The organism is Pseudomonas sp. Marseille-QA0332 (genome assembly GCF_054950175.1).
On the sequence record NZ_CM143106.1, the window covers coordinates 2,181,383 to 2,198,690 of the forward strand.

At 64.3% G+C, this 17,308-nt stretch carries 14 protein-coding genes and 1 pseudogene; 9 read left to right on the forward strand and 6 right to left on the reverse strand.

Annotated elements, in window-relative coordinates:
• The first annotated feature begins 2 nt into the window (after positions 1-2).
• Both ttgB and ACY8GK_RS10110 read left to right on the forward strand, forming a co-directional pair.
• Complete coding sequence (gene ttgB, locus ACY8GK_RS10105; RefSeq protein ID WP_462402938.1) at positions 3-3,155, forward strand: multidrug efflux RND transporter permease subunit TtgB; 3,153 nt, start codon at positions 3-5, stop codon at positions 3,153-3,155.
• The gene (locus ACY8GK_RS10110) at positions 3,152-4,606 is read left to right on the forward strand and encodes an AdeC/AdeK/OprM family multidrug efflux complex outer membrane factor (protein WP_196177408.1); all 1,455 of its coding nucleotides are present in this window, start codon (positions 3,152-3,154) and stop codon (positions 4,604-4,606) included. Before ttgB ends, ACY8GK_RS10110 begins: the two co-directional genes overlap by 4 nt.
• 203 nt (positions 4,607-4,809) lie before the next feature.
• Here the strand turns inward: ACY8GK_RS10110 and ACY8GK_RS10115 are convergent, their stop codons facing one another.
• Entirely contained in the window at positions 4,810-5,571 is a 762-nt protein-coding gene (locus ACY8GK_RS10115) for an amidotransferase (RefSeq protein WP_462402939.1), read from the reverse strand.
• 524 nt (positions 5,572-6,095) lie between these two features.
• Between ACY8GK_RS10115 and ACY8GK_RS10120 the strand changes: the two genes are divergently transcribed.
• On the forward strand, positions 6,096-6,896 hold the full coding sequence (locus ACY8GK_RS10120) for a c-type cytochrome (protein WP_462402940.1): 801 nt from the start codon (positions 6,096-6,098) through the stop codon (positions 6,894-6,896).
• 66 nt (positions 6,897-6,962) lie between these two features.
• Here the strand turns inward: ACY8GK_RS10120 and ACY8GK_RS10125 are convergent, their stop codons facing one another.
• Positions 6,963-7,562: an FMN-dependent NADH-azoreductase gene (locus ACY8GK_RS10125; RefSeq protein ID WP_196177413.1), complete on the reverse strand. Its 600-nt coding sequence runs from the start codon at positions 7,560-7,562 to the stop codon at positions 6,963-6,965.
• A 164-nt stretch (positions 7,563-7,726) separates the two neighbouring features.
• Between ACY8GK_RS10125 and ACY8GK_RS10130 the strand changes: the two genes are divergently transcribed.
• The 4 genes and pseudogenes from ACY8GK_RS10130 (at position 7,727) to ACY8GK_RS10145 (ending at position 11,970) form a co-directional block, all read left to right on the forward strand.
• The gene (locus ACY8GK_RS10130) at positions 7,727-8,650 is read left to right on the forward strand and encodes a LysR family transcriptional regulator (protein ID WP_196177415.1); all 924 of its coding nucleotides are present in this window, start codon (positions 7,727-7,729) and stop codon (positions 8,648-8,650) included.
• A 302-nt stretch (positions 8,651-8,952) separates the two neighbouring features.
• Positions 8,953-9,510, forward strand: a complete 558-nt coding sequence (locus ACY8GK_RS10135; RefSeq protein WP_196177866.1) for a peptidylprolyl isomerase — start codon at positions 8,953-8,955, stop codon at positions 9,508-9,510.
• Between the two features lie 61 nt (positions 9,511-9,571).
• Positions 9,572-11,402: pseudogene (locus ACY8GK_RS10140) on the forward strand (ABC transporter ATP-binding protein).
• A 187-nt stretch (positions 11,403-11,589) separates the two neighbouring features.
• Positions 11,590-11,970 (forward strand): hypothetical protein, encoded by a 381-nt coding sequence (locus ACY8GK_RS10145; protein ID WP_462402941.1) that lies wholly within the window; start codon positions 11,590-11,592, stop codon positions 11,968-11,970.
• Here ACY8GK_RS10145 and ACY8GK_RS10150 read toward each other — a convergent pair whose 3' ends face one another.
• Positions 11,971-12,807 carry a CvfB family protein gene (locus ACY8GK_RS10150; RefSeq protein ID WP_462402942.1) on the reverse strand — a complete coding sequence of 279 codons (837 nt, stop codon included), beginning with the start codon at positions 12,805-12,807 and terminating at the stop codon, positions 11,971-11,973.
• 125 nt (positions 12,808-12,932) lie between these two features.
• Between ACY8GK_RS10150 and ACY8GK_RS10155 the strand changes: the two genes are divergently transcribed.
• Together ACY8GK_RS10155 and ACY8GK_RS10160 are read left to right on the forward strand one after the other, a co-directional pair.
• Positions 12,933-13,805 carry a DUF6279 family lipoprotein gene (locus ACY8GK_RS10155; RefSeq protein ID WP_196177423.1) on the forward strand — a complete coding sequence of 291 codons (873 nt, stop codon included), beginning with the start codon at positions 12,933-12,935 and terminating at the stop codon, positions 13,803-13,805.
• A gap of 145 nt (positions 13,806-13,950) precedes the next feature.
• Positions 13,951-14,829, forward strand: a complete 879-nt coding sequence (locus tag ACY8GK_RS10160; RefSeq protein WP_462402943.1) for a DMT family transporter — start codon at positions 13,951-13,953, stop codon at positions 14,827-14,829.
• Positions 14,830-14,886: 57 nt separating this feature from the next.
• Here ACY8GK_RS10160 and ACY8GK_RS10165 read toward each other — a convergent pair whose 3' ends face one another.
• The 3 genes from ACY8GK_RS10165 to cysK all read right to left on the reverse strand — a co-directional run bounded on the left by ACY8GK_RS10165 (position 14,887) and on the right by cysK (position 17,206).
• Entirely contained in the window at positions 14,887-15,822 is a 936-nt protein-coding gene (locus ACY8GK_RS10165) for an aspartyl/asparaginyl beta-hydroxylase domain-containing protein (protein ID WP_196177427.1), read from the reverse strand.
• Positions 15,823-16,000: 178 nt separating this feature from the next.
• Entirely contained in the window at positions 16,001-16,126 is a 126-nt protein-coding gene (locus tag ACY8GK_RS10170; protein WP_268947979.1) for a hypothetical protein, read from the reverse strand.
• A 105-nt stretch (positions 16,127-16,231) separates the two neighbouring features.
• Positions 16,232-17,206, reverse strand: coding sequence for a cysteine synthase A (cysK, locus tag ACY8GK_RS10175; RefSeq protein WP_196177429.1), 975 nt, complete (start codon positions 17,204-17,206; stop codon positions 16,232-16,234).
• Positions 17,207-17,308: the final 102 nt, after the last annotated feature.

Here is a 17,308-nt window from a genome sequence, read left to right on the forward strand (position 1 = left end):
ACATGTCGAAGTTCTTTATCGATCGCCCGATCTTCGCCTGGGTGATCGCCCTGGTGATCATGCTGGTCGGCGCCTTGTCGATCCTCAAGCTGCCGATCAGCCAGTACCCCAGCATCGCGCCGCCGGCCATCGCCATCTCGGTGAACTACCCGGGCGCCTCGGCGCAGACCGTGCAGGACACCGTGGTACAGGTGATCGAGCAGCAGCTCAACGGCATCGACCACCTGCGTTATGTGCAGTCCGAGAGCAACTCCGACGGCAGCATGACCATCACCGCCACCTTCGAGCAGGGCACCGACCCCGACATCGCCCAGGTCCAGGTGCAGAACAAGCTCAACCTGGCCACCCCGCTGCTGCCGCAAGAGGTGCAACAGCAGGGTATCCGCGTGACCAAGGCGGTGAAGAACTTCCTGCTGGTCATCGGCCTGGTTTCCGAGGATGGCAGCCTGACCAAGGACGACCTGGCGAACTACATCGTCTCCAACATGCAGGACCCGATCTCGCGAACCTCCGGGGTCGGTGACTTCCAGGTGTTCGGCGCCCAGTACGCCATGCGTATCTGGCTCGATCCGGCCAAGCTGAACAAGTTCCAGCTGACGCCGGTGGACGTGCGCAATGCGGTGACCGCGCAGAACGTGCAGGTTTCCTCTGGCCAGCTCGGCGGCCTGCCGGCCGTGCCTGGCACTCAGCTCAACGCGACCATCATCGGCAAGACGCGCCTGCAGACCGCTGACCAGTTCGAGAATATCCTGCTCAAGGTCAACCAGGACGGCTCCCAGGTTCGCCTGAGGGACGTCGCCCAGGTCGGCCTGGGTGGCGAGAACTATGCCGTCAGCGCGCAATACAACGGCAAGCCGGCGTCCGGCATGGCGATCAAGCTGGCCACTGGCGCGAACGCCCTGGATACCGCCAAGGCGCTGCGCCAGACCGTCGCCGACCTCGAGCCGTTCTTCCCGCCAGGCGTGAAGGCGGTATTCCCCTACGACACCACGCCCGTGGTCACCGAATCCATCAGTGGCGTGATCCACACCCTGATCGAGGCGGTGGTGCTGGTGTTCCTGGTGATGTACCTGTTCCTGCAGAACTTCCGTGCCACCATCATCACCACCATGACCGTGCCGGTGGTGCTGCTCGGTACGTTCGGCATCCTGGCCGCCGCCGGTTTCAACATCAATACCCTGACGATGTTCGCCATGATCCTGGCCATCGGCCTGCTGGTGGACGATGCCATCGTGGTGGTGGAGAACGTCGAGCGGGTCATGTCCGAGGAGGGGCTGCCGCCGAAGGAAGCGACCAAGCGCTCCATGGGGCAGATCCAGGGTGCGTTGGTGGGTATCGCCCTGGTGCTTTCGGCGGTACTGCTGCCCATGGCGTTCTTCGGCGGCTCCACCGGTGTGATCTACCGTCAGTTCTCGATCACCATCGTCTCGGCCATGGGCCTGTCGGTGCTGGTTGCGCTGATCTTCACCCCGGCGCTGTGCGCCACCTTGCTCAAGCCGCTGAAGAAGGGCCAGCATCACGAGGCCAAGGGCGGCTTCTTCGGCTGGTTCAACCGTCAGTTCGATCGCAGCGTGACAGGCTACGAGCGTAGCGTCGGCGGCATCCTGCGCCACAAGGCGCCGTTCCTGCTGGTCTATGCGCTGATCGTGGTCGGCATGATCTGGCTGTTCACCCGCATCCCGACCGCGTTCCTGCCCGAGGAGGACCAGGGCGTGCTGTTCGCCCAGGTACAGACGCCAGCCGGCTCCAGCGCCGAGCGCACTCAGGCGGTGGTCGACAACATGCGTGAATACCTGCTGCGCGACGAGGCCGACACGGTATCCTCGGTGTTCACGGTCACCGGCTTCAACTTCGCCGGTCGCGGCCAGAGTTCGGGCATGGCCTTCATCATGCTCAAGCCGTGGGAAGAACGCTCCTCCGAGAACAGCGTGTTCGGCCTGGCCGCCCGCGCCCAGCAGCACTTCTTCAGCTTCCGCGACGCCATGGTGTTCGCCTTCGCGCCACCGGCGGTGCTGGAGTTGGGCAACGCCACCGGCTTCGACGTGTTCCTCCAGGATCGCGGCGGTGTCGGCCACGAGAAGCTCATGGAAGCGCGCAACCAGTTCCTGGCCAAGGCTTCGCAGAGCAAGATCCTCTCGGGCGTGCGCCCCAATGGCCTGAACGACGAACCGCAGTACGAGCTGACCATCGACGATGAGCGCGCCAGCGCCCTGGGTGTGACCATCGCCGATATCAACAGCACCCTGTCGATCGCCCTGGGCGGCAGCTACGTCAACGACTTCATCGACCGTGGCCGCGTCAAGAAGGTCTATATCCAGGGCCAGCCCAACGCCCGGATGAGCCCTGAAGACCTGCACAAGTGGTACGTGCGCAACGGCGCCGGCGAGATGGTGCCGTTCTCGGCCTTCGCCCGTGGCGAATGGACCTACGGTTCGCCCAAGCTGTCGCGCTACAACGGCGTGGAAGCGGTGGAGATCCTCGGTGCGCCGGCGCCCGGCTACAGTACCGGTGAAGCCATGGCCGAGGTCGAGCGTATCGCCGGCGAGCTGCCGGACGGCATCGGTTTCGCCTGGACCGGCATGTCCTACGAGGAGAAACTCTCCGGCTCGCAGATGCCGGCGCTGTTCGCCCTCTCGCTGCTGTTCGTGTTCCTCTGCCTGGCAGCGCTGTACGAGAGCTGGTCGATCCCGATCGCCGTGGTGCTGGTGGTACCGCTGGGCATCATCGGTGCGCTGATCGCCACCAGCCTGCGCGGCCTGTCCAACGATGTGTACTTCCTGGTCGGCCTGCTGACCACCATCGGCCTGGCGGCGAAGAACGCGATCCTGATCGTCGAGTTCGCCAAGGAGCTGCACGAACAGGGCAAGAGCCTGTATGACGCGACCATCGAAGCGTGCCGCATGCGTCTGCGGCCGATCATCATGACCTCGCTGGCCTTCATCCTGGGCGTGGTACCGTTGACCATCGCCACCGGCGCAGGCTCGGGTAGCCAGCATGCCATCGGCACCGGCGTGATCGGCGGCATGATCAGTGCGACCGTACTGGCCATCTTCTGGGTGCCGCTGTTCTTCGTCGCAGTGTCGTCGCTGTTCGGCAGCAAGCAGCCGAAGACCGACGCCACCCCTGAAACTCCACGTTATGAGGCTGGGCAATGACCAAGTCCTTGCTGTCCCTGGCGGTAACCGCCTTCATCCTTGGCGGTTGCTCGCTGATTCCCGACTACCAGGCCCCGGAAGCGCCGGTGCCTGCCCAGTGGCCCCAGGGCCCGGCCTACTCGCCGGCCGAATCGGCCAGCGTGGCGGCCGCCGAACAGGGCTGGCGCCAGGTGTTCCGGGATCCTGCGCTGCAACAGCTGATCCAGACCGCGCTGCTCAACAACCGCGACCTGCGGGTGGCGGCCCTGAACATCGACGCCTATCGCGCCCAATATCGCATCCAGCGGGCCGACCTGCTGCCAGCGGTCTCGGCTACCGGCAGCGGTACCCGCCAGCGGGTGCCGGCGGATCTGTCGCAGACGGGTGAATCAGGCATCACCAGCCAGTATTCGGCCACCCTGGGCGTGAGCGCCTACGAACTGGACCTGTTCGGACGGGTGCGCAGCCTGTCCGAACAGGCCCTGGAAACCTACCTGTCCAGCGAGCAGGCCCGGCGCTCCACGCAGATCAGCCTGGTCGCCAGCGTAGCCAATGCCTATTACACCTGGCAGGCCGACAAGGAACTGCTCAAGCTGACCGAGGATACCCTCAAGACCTACGAGCAAAGCTACGCGCTGACTCGCCGCAGCAACGAGGTCGGGGTCTCTTCGGCGCTCGATGTCAGCCAGGCACGCACGGCGGTCGAGGGCGCGCGTGTCAAGCTGTCGCAATACCAGCGCCTAGTAGCCCAGGACCTCAACAGCCTGGCCGTGCTGCTGGGCACTGGCGTGCCGGCCGACCTGCCCCAGGCACTGGAACTGGGCGACGACCAGCTGGCCGAAGTGCCGGCCGGCCTGCCGTCCGACCTGCTGCAACGGCGCCCCGACATCCTCGAGGCCGAGCATCTGCTCAGGGCCGCCAATGCCAACATCGGCGCGGCACGCGCGGCGTTCTTCCCGAGCATCAGCCTGACTGCCAATGCCGGAACGCTCAGTTCCGACATGGACGGCCTGTTCAAGGGTGGCTCGGGTACCTGGCTGTTCCAGCCGCAGATCAACCTGCCGATCTTCACGGCGGGGAGCCTGAAGGCCAGCCTGGATTACTCGAAGATTCAGAAGGACATCAATGTGGCCCGTTACGAGAAGGCCATCCAGACGGCCTTCCAGGAAGTGTCCGATGGCCTGGCGGCACGCAAGACCTTCTCCGAACAGCTGCAGGCCCAGCGTGACCTGGTGGCCGCGAACCAGGACTACTATCGCCTGGCCGAACGGCGCTACCGCATCGGCATCGACAGCAACCTGACCTTTCTCGACGCCCAGCGCAACCTGTTCAGCGCCCAGCAGGCCCTGATCAGCGATCGTCTGTCGCAGCTCACCAGCGAAGTGAACCTGTACAAGGCGCTCGGTGGCGGCTGGTACGAGCGCACCGGCCAAGCCAGCCAGCAATCGGTCGTCAGCGCTTCGCGAGGCTGATGTTCGTCATGAAGCCGACAGGGCGGCCCTTGCGCCCTGCCCGGCTTCGATATTCCAGCAATCCCGGATCAAGTGCTTCGTCGAGGCTGTCCGGTGCTTCGAGGCAACCCTCGGCCCTATCGAAACCCTCCGTCGGCACCGGCGCTGTGCCTTGCCGTGCGCAGCCGGTCAGCGTGCATACCGCTGGCAGCACCCTTGAATCTTCAGCGATCCTGCAATGCCGGCTGGGCGTCTTGCGTGGCCTCGCCGTGCTCGCCGGCATGCCCGATGAAGCGCAACATCCATAGCCCCACCACATCGCCATGGTGCTCTTGGGTGAGGCTGGCCATGGCGCGCGCATAGACTTCGTCGTCCAGGTACTGCTGACGGGCCTCAAGCAAGGCGCGCGAATAATCGTGCACGAACTCGGGATGCCCCTGGAAGCACAGCACCTGATCACCAATGTGATAAGCGGCGAACGGACAGAAGTCACTCCATGCGATGACCTGCGCCTCTGCCGGCAGCTGGGTCACTTGGTCCTGGTGGCTGATCAACAGGGTCAGCTCGGAAACCGCTGGGTCCATCCACGGCGTTTTCGCCGTCAGGCGGTAGCGATGCACGCCCACACCCCACCCCTGCGGCGCACGCTCGGCCTTGCCACCCAGCACCAGGGCCAGCAGTTGGTGGCCGAAGCAGACACCCAGCAGTTTCTCGCCACGTTGGTAGAGCTTGAGCAGATAGGCCTTTAGCGTCTGGATCCACGGATCCGAACCGAACGAGTCGGCCTTGCTCCCGGTGACCAGGTAGGCGTCGAAGCGTTCATGCTCGGCGGGGTAATCGCCATTCATCACGTTATGCACCTGGAACTGCGCGGCAATCGGCTGACGAGCGAAGAGCTGCTCGAACATCCTTCCGTAGCCCTCGTACTGCGCGATCAACTCCGGCCGCAGGACATCGGTTTCAAGGATGCAGATGCGTAGCGACATGGCAATAGTCCTGAACGACATGAGATGGATTGACCTGTAGAGCCTGCCGCGAAAGACACGTACAAGCAAGTAGGGATGTCCTGACGAATGGCGGTCTCGGGCTCTTCTGTCGGTTTCCGGCATGCGCCCGTCTAGTCAGAGCCTGGCGCCAAGGGTGCCATACGTCTGATAACGGGATGGAATCAGAATGTCCTGGGTCAAAGCGAAGAGATCTCGAACCGACGGGCGCTTCACCCTAAGGTTGCATGATGTGTCGCTCGAATGAGACAGCTCGGGTCAATGCTGCGAGCTGCCGTGAACGACCCGCTGCGAGACAAGGAAGCCAACCCCTTTCCAGGAATAACAACAACAAGGCGGTCCGCCATGTTCAGACGTTCGAAACTACGCCAAGCCGGGCTCATATTGTTCGCCACGACCCTGCTGCTGATTCTGCCGAACCTGACCCGCCTGTTCGGCTGAATGCCGCAGTGGCTTGCACGGCCGCGGCACAGGTAAGCTGCCGACCCTGACGTCGGAGACCACCCATGCGCCGCTGTTTCATCCTGCTGCATTGCCTGTTCAGCTTGCCTCTTGCCGCCGCGCAGCTGGACATCGAGAGCGGTACCGGCCCGCAGCGCTGGCAGAGCGAGCAACTGCTTGCCCATCCGCAGGCGCGAGAAATCGTCATCGAGCAGGATGTCAGCTACAAGCGCCCGATGCGCTACCGTGCGGTACCGTTGGCCGTGGTGCTGGAAGGCGCCAGCGCCAGCGACCATCTGCAGGCGCTGGCGCGGGACGGGTTCGCCGCCGAGATGCCGGCTGGGCCGCTGTTGCGCGACGGGCCAGCGCGCGCCTGGCTGGCGATCGAGGATCCGCTGCGCCCCTGGCCGGCACTGGGGCCAGGCAAGCCGAGCGCCGGACCGTTCTACGTAGTCTGGACCCAGCCGCAGGCTGCGGGGATACGCCCTGAACAGTGGCCCTTCCAGATCGTGGCCATTCGCAAGCTCGCCACGGTAGCCGAACGCTTCCCTGCGCTGCTGCCGGCATCCAGGCTGGCCACAGACGATCCGGTACGCAAAGGCTTCGCCCTGTTCCAACAGAACTGCCTGGTCTGTCACCGGCTCAACGACGCAGGCGATGCGCAGTTGGGCCCGGACCTGAACCTGCCACACAACCCGACCGAATATTTCCAGCCAGGGTACCTGCGTCGCTATATCCGCGACCCACAGAGCCTGCGGCGTTGGCCGCAAGGCAAGATGCCAGCCTTCCCACCGCAAGTATTGAGCGATCATGAGCTCGATGCGGTGCTGGCCTACCTGAGACACATGGCGCAGCGCAAGCGGTGATCGAGCGCGCCTGAGGCGCCGCGGCACCATGAACCTGGCCTGCTGCCCGGTGAGTCAGCAGCCCTTTCAGGCCAGTTCAGCCATCCGCGCCTTGGCCTGGCTCAGGCCTTTCTCGAGCAGACTGCCGCCCATGTTCAAACCTTCGGCATGAATGAAGGTCACGTCCTGGATGCCGATGAACGCCAGCACCTGACGCAGGTACGGTTCCTGGTGATCACTCACGGCGCCGGCATGGATGCCGCCTCGGGCGGTGAGGACGATGGCCCGCTTGTCGGTCAGCAGCCCCTGAGGACCTTCGGGGGTGTAGCGGAACGTGATGCCGGCACGCAGCACGTGGTCCAGCCAGGCCTTCAAGGTACTGGGAATGGCGAAATTGTACATCGGTGCGGCCATGACCAGCACATCGGCTGCCAGCAATTCCTCGGTCAGCTCGTTGGAGCGTGCCAGCGCCTGCTGCTCCTCTGCGCTGCGCTGCTCTTCGGCCTTCATCCAGCCGCCGAGCAGCTGCGCGTCGAGGTGGGGAACCGGCGCATTGGCCAGATCGCGCAGAGTGATCTGGTCGTTCGGGTGAGCAGACTGCCAGCGCTCGACGAAGTCGCGGGTCAGTTGGCGGGAAACGGAATCCTGCTGGCGGGCGCTGCTTTCGATGATCAATACACGGGACATGGTGGCCTCCATCGGCACGGGGTCGTCAAGCGATGGAGCAAGGTTAACCATGGACTTATCGATAAAAAAGCGTAATTATTGGCTCCTATATATCGAATTAATTGTTTTCTTCGCTGCATGGACGCTTCCAGCAAGCGCGCAGACCCGCACGACAGGAGCAGCATATGAAAGCGCCACGCGTGACCCTCGACCAGTGGCGCACTTTGCAGGCCGTGGTCGATCATGGCGGCTTCGCCCAGGCAGCCGATGCCTTGCACCGCTCGCAATCGTCGGTCAGCTACACGGTGGCGCGCATGCAGGAACAGCTCGGCGTGCCACTGCTGCGTATCGATGGGCGCAAGGCGGTACTGACCGAAGCCGGCAACGTGCTATTGCGACGTTCCCGGCAACTGGTCAAGCAGGCCAGCCAGCTCGAGGACCTGGCCCACCACATGGAACAAGGCTGGGAAGCCGAAGTGCGCCTGGTGGTCGATGCGGCCTATCCCAGTGCGCGCCTGGTGCGCGCCTTGAGCGCCTTCATGCCGCAGAGTCGCGGCTGCCGCGTGCGATTGCGCGAGGAGGTGCTTTCCGGGGTCGAGGAAGTGCTGCAGGAGGGCGTCGCCGACCTGGCGATCAGCAGCTTCAGCATTCCTGGCTACCTAGGCACGGAGCTGAGCACGGTGGAGTTCGTCGCGGTTGCTCATCCTGAACACAGCCTGCATCGGCTGGATCGGGCCATCACCTTCCAGGACCTGGAAAGCCAGCTGCAAGTGGTCATCCGTGACTCCGGCCGGGCGCAGCCACGCGATGTCGGCTGGCTTGGCGCCGAGCAACGCTGGACCGTCGGCAGCCTGGGCACCGCGGCTACCTTCGTCGGCAGCGGGCTGGGCTTCGCCTGGCTGCCCAGGCACATGATCGAGCGTGAACTGCGCGATGGCCTGCTCAAGGCGCTGCCGCTGGACCAGGGTGGCCGCCGTCATCCGCCGTTCTACCTGTACGCGAGCAAGGACAAGACTCTCGGCCCGGCCACGCAGATCCTCATCGACCTGCTGCGCCGCTTCGACACCGCGCCGCTGGACGTCCCGTTCACGGCCGTGGCCCACCCCTGAGGCCCCGCCTGGCCGATTGCGAGCACGACGCCCGCAAGCCCCGCCCGCAGCGACAGGAGGCGCTCGCCGGCTGGGCGCGGCGGAACGCATCGGCCATGGCAATGTCCCACTTGGGTGATCGAGGCTGACCTGGACAATAGCGGATACAACTCGAGGCACGCCAGGTGGCGTGCATGTCCTACACGTCGCTGGCGATCGGCGCCGATTCCCGGCACGCTACGCCGCAGGACCCTTCCAGGGGTGCCCAACCAGACCCTGCTGCAATCCCGACCACCCTTCACTTTCCAAGGATCATCGAGCCCATGCTGAAGAACATCCTGCTCGCCGCCTGTTCGCTTGCCTTCGCCGCCAACGTCCTGGCCTCCGACAAGCAGCCCCACGTCGTGCTCGACACCAGCTTCGGTGCCATCGAGGTCGAACTGAACGCCGAGAAAGCGCCGCTCAGCACGAAGAACTTTCTCGAATACGTCGACAGTGGCTTCTACGACAACACTATCTTCCATCGTGTCATCCCAGGCTTCATGGCCCAGGGCGGCGGCTTCACCGACACGATGCTGCAGAAACCCACCCGCGATCCGATCCGTAACGAGGCCAGCAATGGCCTGGCCAACGCTCGCGGCACCCTGGCCATGGCCCGTACCGCCAACCCCAACTCGGCCACCAGTCAGTTCTTCATCAACGTGGCCGACAACGACTTCCTCAACCCCGGCCGGGATGCCGGCTACGCCGTGTTCGGCAAGGTGACCAAGGGGATGGAGGTGGTCGACCAGATCGTCAACTCGCCCACCACGATCAAGAAAGGCATGCGCGACGTACCGGCCGACCCGGTGTACATCAAGTCGGCCAAGCGCATCGACTGACCCGCTGAGCACAGGGACGTGAACGGCCCAGGGTCGCGCCGAACAAGGAGTCAGGAAATCCATGCTGTACCGTCGTTTCGAACGCATCATCGACATCTTCCGCGAGGCGCCATCCGAGGCGCCGCCAGGCAAGGTGCTGCCGTTCTACCTGTACTACCTGCGCCAGGTCTGGCCGAGCTTCCTGGCCCTGCTGCTGGTGGGCCTGGTGGCTTCGCTGATCGAGGTGGCGATGTTCAGCTATCTCAGCCGGATCATCGACCTGGCCCAGGGCGAGCCTGACCCCGGCTTCTTCACCAGGCACAGGGGCGAACTGATCTGGATGCTGGTGGTGGTACTGCTGTTGCGGCCGCTGTTCTTCGGCCTGCACGACCTGCTGGTCCACCAGACCATCAACCCCGGCATGACCAGCCTGATCCGCTGGCAGAACCACACCTATGTGCTCAAACAGAGCCTGAACTTCTTCCAGAGCGACTTCGCCGGGCGCATCGCCCAGCGCATCATGCAGACCGGCAACTCGCTGCGCGACTCGGCGGTACAGGCCGTGGATGCGCTGTGGCACGTGCTGGTCTACGCGGTCAGTTCGCTGGTGCTGTTCGCCGAAGCGGACTGGCGACTGATGGTGCCGTTGCTGGCCTGGATCGTGTTGTACGTCGCGGCCTTGTACCACTTCGTGCCGCGAGTCAAGGCTCGCTCCGTGACCTCTTCCGACGCGCTCACGGCTGATGGGGCGCATCGTCGACGGCTATACCAACATCGCCACGCTCAAGCTGTTCGCCCATACCGACCACGAGCGCCAGTATGCCCGCGAGGCGATCAGCGAGCAGACCGAAAAGACCCAGCTGGCCTCGCGGGTGATCACCAGCATGGATCTGGTCATCACCTCGCTCAACGGGTTGCTGGTGGTCACCACCACGGGCCTGGCCCTGTGGCTGTGGAGTCAGTCATCGATCTCGGTGGGTGCGATCGCCCTCGCCACTGGCCTGGTGATCCGTATCGTCAACATGTCGGCGTGGATCATGTGGGTGGTCAACGGCATCTTCGAGAACATCGGCATGGTCCAGGATGGCTTGCAGACCATCGCCCAGCCGGTCACGGTCACCGACCTGCCGGACGCCGCCAGGCTTCAGGTGGCGCGCGGCGGCGTGCGTTTCGAGAAGGTGGACTTCCATTATGGCCAGGGCAACAAGGTCATCGACGGCCTGGACCTGGAGATTCGGCCCGGCGAGAAGATCGGCCTGATCGGCCCTTCCGGGGCAGGCAAGTCGACCCTGGTCAACTTGCTGCTGCGCCTGTACGACCTCGACGGTGGACGCATTCTCATCGATGGCCAGGACATCGCCAAGGTCACCCAGGCCAGCCTGCGGGCGCAGATCGGCATGATCACCCAGGACACCTCGCTGCTGCATCGTTCGATCCGCGAGAACCTGCTCTACGGACGCCCAGGGGCCAGCGAGCAAGAAGTCTGGGAAGCAGTGCGCGGCGCGCGCGCCGACGATTTCATCCCGTTGCTGTCCGACGCCCAGGGCCGTACCGGCTTCGACGCGCATGTCGGCGAGCGCGGAGTGAAGCTCTCCGGAGGCCAGCGTCAGCGTATCGCCATTGCCCGAGTGCTGTTGAAGAACGCGCCGATCCTGATCATGGATGAAGCCACCTCGGCACTGGACTCGGAAGTCGAAGCGGCGATCCAGGAAAGCCTGGAAACGCTGATGCAAGGCAAGACGGTCATCGCCATTGCCCACCGCTTGTCGACCATCGCCCGAATGGACCGGCTGGTGGTGCTGGAGAAAGGCCGCATCGTGGAGATCGGCAGCCACGCCGAGCTGCTGGCGCAGCAAGGGCTGTATGCCCGACTGTGGCAGCATCAGACTGGCGGGTTCGTCGGGGTCGACTGAAGGTCGGGGCTGCTCGCCTGCCGTCGGGACAGGTCTTCGGGGTCGCTGCATGCGGCCGCGAAGGCTTGTCCGGCGATGCGCGCACCCGCACAATATCCGACTTCATCTCCCGTCGCTGCCTGTCGGTCAAGCCATGTAGCTGCCCGACCAGCGCTGGACCATGCCCGCTTCGACCGCAGGAACCTGCATGAAACTCGACAAACCCGCCGCCATCGCCCGTCGCAACGAAACGCTGGCGCGCCCGGTGCTCACGCGTGACAACACGCTGTTCGCCATCCTCGACCGCAAGCGCAACCTGTGGTGGTTCGAAGTGCCGGTCGCGCTGTTGCGCAAGGGACAGCCAGACTGGGTCAACCTGCTGCTGCATGCGCCCGACAGCGACGAGCTGCAGCATCTGAAGGTCCCGATCAGTTTCCTTCGCGCTCACCAAGAACAGATGGAAATACGCCACCCTGGCAAGCGCCGCTCGACCATCAGCCTGGCGCTGAGCGCCGATCGCGATTCGCTGCTGCGTGACACGCGCCCAGGCGGCGAGCAGCTCGATTTCAGGCCGTTCCTGCAGGCCTGATCAGACCTGCTCGATGCGATCGTCATGGATGACGATCAGGCCCTGCTTGAACAAGCCCCCGATCGCCTTCTTGAAATTGCCCTTGCTGACGCCGAACAGGCGGCTGATCAGCTCCGGCGCGCTCTTGTCGGACACTTCCAGCGTGCCGCCCGCCTCTTCCAGGCGTTTGATGATCTGCGCCTGCAAATCGTCGGACAGCGCCTGGCCGACCGGCTGCAGGCTCAGGGCAATCTTGCCGTCGCTGCGCACCTGCTTGATGAAACCCTTCTCGCGCATGCCCGGACGCAGGAACTTGAAGACCTCGTTCTGGTGGATCAGGCCCCAGTGGCGATCCTCGATGATCGCCTTGAACCCCATGGGCGTCTGGCCCACCACCAGCAGACCCACGGCCTGGCCCGCCGCATAGCTGGCCGGCGTGCGATCGAGGTAGCGATCCAGGCGGGCAGTGGCGGTGATGCGCCGGGTGCGCTTGTCGAGATAGACGTGGACGACGCAATAGTCGCCAATCTTCAGCGGGCGCTGCTCTTCGGAATACGGCATCAACAGGTCCTTGGTCAGCCCCCAGTCGAGGAAGATGCCGGCGTTGTTGATGTCCTTGACCTTGAGGCTGGCGAAGCCGCCGACCTGCACCTTGGGCTTCTCGGTGGTCGCGATCAGCTGGTCCTCGCTGTCGAGGTAGATGAACACGTTCAGCCAGTCGTCGACCTCGCTGGGCACGTCCTTGGGAATATAGCGCCGGGGCAGCAGGATCTCGCCGTCGGCACCACCGTCGAGGTACAGGCCAAAGTCGGTGTGTTTAACGATTTGCAAACTGTTGTAACGCCCAAGCAAAGCCATAACCGATAAATCCTCGAGACAAGGCGCCTATTCTACACCGAACCTGAGCAGACGCCTGCAACTGGCAGGAACCGCCTGTTCCCCACTGCGTCTACAACCTGGCACGCCCAAGCAAGGAATCGCTCATGCCTGTCCGCCTGAACAACGCCCTGCGCACGCTCCTGGCCCTCTGCGCCGTGGCCCTGTCGCTGGCCTCTTGCAGCCGTATCGACCTGGCCTACCGCAATCTCGACGTGCTGGTCCCGTGGTCACTCGGCGACTACCTGGACATGAACCGCCAGCAAAAGAACTGGCTCGACCAGCGCCTGAAACAGCACCTGGCCTGGCACTGCCAGACCGAGCTGCCTGGCTACCTGGACTGGCTCGACCAGATCCGGGCAATGGTCGCACGCAACGAAGTGACCGATCCGCTCCTGCGGCAACGCACCCGCGAGGCTCGGGAAGCCATCGACCGGGTCGCCGAAGCCATCACGCCTTCGGCGATCGAGCTGCTGGCCGGCATGGACGAGCGGCAGGTCGGCGAGATGCGCAAGGCCTTCGCCAAGGACATCCGCGAGCGCCAGGCCGAGTATGTGGACGTGCCGCTGGCCAGGCAGATCGACGAACGCGCCAAGCGCATGGAGAAGCGCATCCAGCCATGGCTTGGCGAGCTCAGCCAGGCCCAGCGACTGCGCATCGAGCGCTGGTCGCAAGCGCTGGGCGAGCAGAATCGCGCCTGGATCGCCAACCGCGCCCATTGGCAGGCGCAGCTGCTGGCAGCCATGGAGCAGCGCCAGACGCCCGCCTTCGAACCACGCCTGACGCAGCTGCTGCGACACAAGGAAAGCGTCTGGACCGAACAGTATCGCCTGGCCTTCGAGAACACCGAACGGCAGGCTCGCAGCCTGCTGGTGGACCTGATGCAGCAAAGCACGCCGGCGCAGCGCCAGCACTTGCAGGAACGCCTGGGCAAGGTGCGCGGGGACTTCAGTGAAATGAAGTGTCTGGGGAGGGGATGAGGCTGCAAGCCGCAAGCAAGAGCAAGAGCAAGAGCAAGAGCAAGAGCAGAGCGCGGTGCCGATCCGTCTGTGGCTTGGCGCCTGGGGCTTGCAGCTTGCAGCTCCACGCTTCAAGCTCCCCTGCCCTGCATTCCCGGAGCGCCAAGTGAGCCCCATTGCCCTGACCCGCCTGCTGACCCTCGCCGCCATATGGGGTGCCAGCTTTCTGTTCATGCGTATCATCGCTCCCGAACTTGGCAGCGTGCCTACGGCCTTCTTGCGGGTGGCGATCGCCTGTCTCGGCCTGCTGGCGATCTTCGTGGCCGCGCGGCTGCCGCTGGACTTCCAGGGCAAGCTTGGCGCCTGCATCGTCCTGGGCATGATCAACTCGGGGATTCCGGCAACGCTCTATGCCGTCGCGGCCCAGGTCCTGCCCGCCGGCTATTCGGCGATCTTCAATGCCACCACGCCGCTGATGGGTGTGCTGATCGGCGTGCTGTTCTTCAACGAGGCGATGACGCTGGCCAAGCTGGGCGGGATCTTTCTCGGACTGCTGGGTGTCGGGATCCTCAGCGGCGCGGGGCCGGTCGCGCTGGACCTGGCCTTGATCAAAGGTGCCCTGGCCTGTCTGGGCGCGACCACCTGCTATGGCTTCGCCGGCTACCTGGCACGGCGCTGGGTCGCAGGCCTGGACAGTCGCCTTTCGGCGTTGGGCAGCATGATCGGCGCCACGATTCTACTGACGCCCTTGTTCGCCTGGGACTGGCTGTCCCGGCCGCCTGCCGGCTGGGGCGGCTGGCAGGTCTGGCTGTCCTTGCTGGGCCTGGGACTGGTATGCACAGCCTTTGCCTATATCCTGTATTTCCGGCTGCTGGCCGAGACTGGCCCGGTCAAGGCCAGCACCGTGACGTTCCTGATCCCGGTATTCGGCGTGCTGTGGGGCGCCTGGCTGCTGAATGAGCCGTTGTCGATGGCGCACCTGTATGGCGGCCTGCTGATCGGTGCGGCGCTATGGCTGGTGCTCAAGCCACAGCGCACCGGTTGAAACCTGCCGTCGCGCTCGCTGCCTGGGCCTGACGAGGGCTTCTGGCAGACGCGCGGCTCAGAACAGCCAGCGGTACAGTGCGTAGACCACCAGCACGGCCAGCACCGGCCGGAGCACGCGGTAGGCCTTGGGATTGGCACGCTTGAAAGTCTTGACCCGGCTGCTGACGACGTTACTGAAGCGCTTGCTCCAGGCATAGGCCTGGTTGATCCCGCCGACGCGCTCGTCATCGGTGTTCTGTGGAGCGGTCGCTCGCCCGAGAAAGGCACTGACCTGGCGGTTGATACGGGTCATCAGCGGGCTGCTGAGCGGCCGTTCGACGTCGCAGAACAGGATCACCCGGGTGATGTCGGTTTCGTTCTTGACCCAGTGGACGAAGGTCTCGTCGAACATCACGTCCTCGCCATCTCGCCAGGCGTAGGGCTGCCCGTCGACATAGATCCGGCAGTTGTCCGAGTTCGGCGTGGAAAGCCCCAGGTGATAGCGCAGGGAGCCGGCGAACGGATCGCGGTGCGGGTTCAGGTGACTGCCGCCTGGCAGCAGCGCGAACATCGCGCCCTTGACGTTGGGGATGCTGCTGACCAGTTCGACGGTCCTGGGGCACAACGCCTCGGCCGAAGGCAGCGGCTTGTCGTACCACTTGAGATAGAAGCGCTTCCAGCCCTTCTTGAAGAACGAGCCGAAGCCGGCGTCGTTGTCCTTTTCGGCGGCGCGGATGTAGCCCTCGTCGAACAGGCGCATGGCCTCCTCGCGAATCTCCTGCCAGTTGTCCTTGAGCACGTCCAGCTCGGGGAAGCGGCTGCGATCGAGATAGGGCTTGGACGGTACGCCCGAGAACAGGTACATGAGGCTGTTGTAGGGGGCGAACAGCGCCGAGTGGTTGACGAACTGGCGCAGCACCGGCAAGCGCGCCTTGCCGCGCAGGTGCACGAACAGGACGCTGCCGACGAACACCAGCAGGATGGCCGCCTTGGCGAGGAAGGAAAAGGTCATGCAACACTCCTTGGAGAGCAGAACAGGCGATCGCTGCCTGCTTACGGATCAGCCACTGATGATAAACCTATCCGGCGCCGGTAAAAACAGCCACTGCCGGAGAGTGCCGCCCAGTGTGCAGCAGCAGCGCATGACGGACGTTGCGCCAGGGCAACTTCCCATAGGGCCGTGAGCTGCCTCATGGGTTGGGTGTGTGCAGTGCTGGTTCCAGCTGGAACCGCTCGGCAAGATGGCGAACGCCTCGTCCGCGTTCGAGAAAGGCCTGGATCACTGACTGCTTGAGCGGTATTGAGTACTTGCTCATGGGAAAACCCGGATGCTGGATGGGTGTCCAACATCCGGGGCGCAGCTCACCTTGCTTCGAGCACCAGCAACGGGTGTCGGCCCTGCCATGGGTGGCGGCCCACGCTCACTGCTGGTTCTCCTGTTCGGTGAACAGGTCGCTGAAGAGCATGCTCGACAGGTAGCGCTCGCCCGAGTCGGGCAGGATCACCACGATGGTCTTGCCTTGCATTTCCGGTTTCTCCGCCAGGCGTGCCGCGGCAGCCATGGCCGCGCCGCAGGAAATGCCGCAGAGGATGCCTTCTTCCTGCATCAGGCGCAGGGCCATGGCCTTGGACTCTTCGTCGGTCACCGTCTCGACCTGGTCGACCAGCGCAAGATCCAGGTTCTTCGGCACGAAACCGGCGCCGATGCCCTGGATCTTGTGCGGGCTGGGGGTCAGCTCCTGACCAGCCAGGGTCTGGCTGATCAGCGGCGAACTGACCGGCTCGACCGCCACCGAGAGAATCGGCTTGCCCTGAGTCTGCTTGATGTAGCGCGAAACACCGGTGAGGGTGCCACCCGTGCCCACGCCAGCGACCAATACGTCGATCGCCCCATCGGTGTCGTTCCAGATCTCCGGACCGGTGGTCTTTTCATGAATGGCGGGGTTGGCCGGGTTTTCGAACTGCGCCGGCATGAAGTACCGCGCCGGGTCGCTGGCAACGATTTCGCCGGCCTTCTCGATGGCGCCCTTCATGCCCTTGGCCGGCTCGGTCAGCACCAGCTCGGCGCCGAGCGCCTTGAGCACCTTGCGCCGTTCCAGGCTCATGGAAGCCGGCATGGTCAGGACCAGCTTGTAGCCACGCGCCGCGGCGACGAACGCCAGGCCGATGCCGGTGTTGCCGGAGGTCGGCTCGACGATGGTCATGCCCGGCTTGAGCCTGCCACTGCCTTCAGCGTCCCAGACCATGTTGGCGCCGATCCGGCACTTGACCGAGTAGCCTGGGTTGCGACCCTCGATCTTGGCCAGGATGGTCACGCCCCGCGGGGCGATGCGGTTGATCTGCACCAGCGGCGTGTTGCCGATGGAATGGGCGTTGTCGGTGTAGATACGGCTCATGGCAGGTCCTTGTAACCGTGCAGTGAAAACCACAGGGTAAGCCTGCGTGCCTGGGGCGTAAAGCCCGTTCGAACTCGCATGCACTGGTGACGGTCAACCGCA

Bases quoted from the DNA above. Each gene is read 5' to 3' on its own strand.
- ttgB (WP_462402938.1), top strand. From the start codon at position 3: ATGTCGAAGTTCTTTATCGATCGCCCGATCTTCGCCTGGGTGATCGCC.
- ACY8GK_RS10110 (WP_196177408.1), top strand. From the start codon at position 3,152: ATGACCAAGTCCTTGCTGTCCCTGGCGGTAACCGCCTTCATCCTTGGC.
- ACY8GK_RS10115 (WP_462402939.1), bottom strand. From the start codon at position 5,571: ATGTCGCTACGCATCTGCATCCTTGAAACCGATGTCCTGCGGCCGGAG.
- ACY8GK_RS10120 (WP_462402940.1), top strand. From the start codon at position 6,096: ATGCGCCGCTGTTTCATCCTGCTGCATTGCCTGTTCAGCTTGCCTCTT.
- ACY8GK_RS10125 (WP_196177413.1), bottom strand. From the start codon at position 7,562: ATGTCCCGTGTATTGATCATCGAAAGCAGCGCCCGCCAGCAGGATTCC.
- ACY8GK_RS10130 (WP_196177415.1), top strand. From the start codon at position 7,727: ATGAAAGCGCCACGCGTGACCCTCGACCAGTGGCGCACTTTGCAGGCC.
- ACY8GK_RS10135 (WP_196177866.1), top strand. From the start codon at position 8,953: ATGCTGAAGAACATCCTGCTCGCCGCCTGTTCGCTTGCCTTCGCCGCC.
- ACY8GK_RS10145 (WP_462402941.1), top strand. From the start codon at position 11,590: ATGAAACTCGACAAACCCGCCGCCATCGCCCGTCGCAACGAAACGCTG.
- ACY8GK_RS10150 (WP_462402942.1), bottom strand. From the start codon at position 12,807: ATGGCTTTGCTTGGGCGTTACAACAGTTTGCAAATCGTTAAACACACC.
- ACY8GK_RS10155 (WP_196177423.1), top strand. From the start codon at position 12,933: ATGCCTGTCCGCCTGAACAACGCCCTGCGCACGCTCCTGGCCCTCTGC.
- ACY8GK_RS10165 (WP_196177427.1), bottom strand. From the start codon at position 15,822: ATGACCTTTTCCTTCCTCGCCAAGGCGGCCATCCTGCTGGTGTTCGTC.
- ACY8GK_RS10170 (WP_268947979.1), bottom strand. From the start codon at position 16,126: ATGAGCAAGTACTCAATACCGCTCAAGCAGTCAGTGATCCAGGCCTTT.
- cysK (WP_196177429.1), bottom strand. From the start codon at position 17,206: ATGAGCCGTATCTACACCGACAACGCCCATTCCATCGGCAACACGCCG.